This is a genomic window from Pseudomonas sp. FG86 (assembly GCF_057808775.1).
In genome coordinates this window covers 1-1,434 of record NZ_JBMDIS010000187.1, presented here as the reverse complement: position 1 = coordinate 1,434, position 1,434 = coordinate 1, and the positions used below count along the sequence as shown (strand labels likewise).

General features: G+C 63.2%; 2 protein-coding genes. Both read right to left on the bottom strand.

Annotated elements, in window-relative coordinates; translation table 11 throughout:
- Positions 1 to 91 precede the first annotated feature (91 nt).
- On the bottom strand, positions 92 to 697 hold the full coding sequence (locus ACODSV_RS36220) for a hypothetical protein (protein ID WP_150056316.1): 606 nt from the start codon (positions 695 to 697) through the stop codon (positions 92 to 94).
- On the bottom strand, positions 694 to 1,266 hold the full coding sequence (locus tag ACODSV_RS36215; RefSeq protein ID WP_024072715.1) for an RNA polymerase sigma factor: 573 nt from the start codon (positions 1,264 to 1,266) through the stop codon (positions 694 to 696). Before ACODSV_RS36215 ends, ACODSV_RS36220 begins: the two co-directional genes overlap by 4 nt.
- Between the last annotated feature and the right edge of the window lie 168 nt (positions 1,267 to 1,434).

Genomic DNA, 1,434 nt, shown 5'->3' with positions numbered 1-1,434 from the left:
CGCCTGTGAGTTTTTCGCGAGCAAGAACTAGGCGTCCCCCTCGCTCCTACAGAAGACGATGTACGCTTAACTGGCTGGCATTATTTGTGGATCAACGCTTGCGCAACGCCTCCAACCGCGCCGGCAGGTCTTCCTCGGGGAATCGCTCATGCAAGGCCAGCAGCTTCTCATCCGCCGCCTTGGTTTCCCCTGCCAGACGCAGGTTCACAATCTCCTGCAACCCTTCCTCCAACGAAGGCACTGCCACCGGTGCGCGCTTGCTCAGCTTCACCGCCGACTGATCCGCCAGCGCTCCGGCAATCTCAGCCTGAACCGGTGCACGCTCAGCCTGGGGGGCGGCGGCGATTCGAGCCATCGGCGCAGGTGCAGGCAACGCTTGCGGCGCAGGGCGGGCAGCTTCTTCGTGCAGGGCGGAAAAGGTCGCCGTGGAGATGTCGGGTTGCGGCACTGGCGAGCGCATCACCACACCGATCATCAGCGCCAGGCCGGCCACAGTGGCGAATGCCATCTGCCAGCGCGGGCGTTGGCAGGCTTGCAACCAACGTTGCCACAAGCTCGGTTGCGGCGCTGGGGCCTCGCGGCGCGCGGCGTTGAGGATGAAGGCGTCGATGGACGCGGGCGGTTCGCCGCCGCTGTGCTGACGAAAATGCTGGAGCAGCAAGTCGTCGGGATCCGGGGTGTGTCGGGAGTCGGTCATGCGGGTATCTCCTCGGCCAGCAGGCGCCGGAGTTTCTGCTGGGCGTAACGCAGGCGGCTTTTTACGGTTTCCAGCGGGGCTTTGGTGAGGGCAGCGATTTGCGGCACTTCGAGGTCGCCGTGCAAGCGCAGCAGGAAGACTTCGCGCTGGTCTTCGGGCAGGTCTTGCAGCGCGGCTTCGAGGCGCGCCTGGTCGCGGCTCAGGCTCAGTTGCTGCTCGGGGCCGGCCGTGTCGTCGGGCTGGGCGTGCAACTGCTCATCGTAGCTGTCGTGCAACGGGTTGTGGATGCCGTGCTTGCGCCAATGGTCAATGAGGCGGTTGCGGGCGATCTGAAACAGCCATGTACGAAAACTCGCCCGGCCTTGTGGCTGGGTGGTGCTGCGGATCAGGCTGAGCCAGGTGTCCTGATAGATTTCCTCGGCCAGCTCGGCCTTGTTGCTCAGGGACACGAGGAAGCGATAGAGACCTTGGCGGTGCCGCGCGTACAAGGCTTCGAATGCCGCGGCGTCACCGGTTCGGTAGCGGGCCAGCAGCGATTCGTCGCTGGGTGAATCATCTGGAACAGCCATGTAGGGGGCGAACTCCTTTTTTAAAGTTGAACCCGATCTAAATGTGGAAGGATCAAAACTTTTCCTTAAACAACCGCATTTTTTGTGGCGAGCGGGCTTGCCCCGCGTTGGGCTGCGTAGCAGCCCCAATAAAAGCGCTGCAGTGTGTCAGGCAGCTCCGGGGCTGTG

What these genes read in the sequence shown, in the direction of transcription:
- ACODSV_RS36220 (WP_150056316.1), bottom strand. Translation starts at nt 697, where the DNA reads ATGACCGACTCCCGACACACCCCGGATCCCGACGACTTGCTGCTCCAG.
- ACODSV_RS36215 (WP_024072715.1), bottom strand. Translation starts at nt 1,266, where the DNA reads ATGGCTGTTCCAGATGATTCACCCAGCGACGAATCGCTGCTGGCCCGC.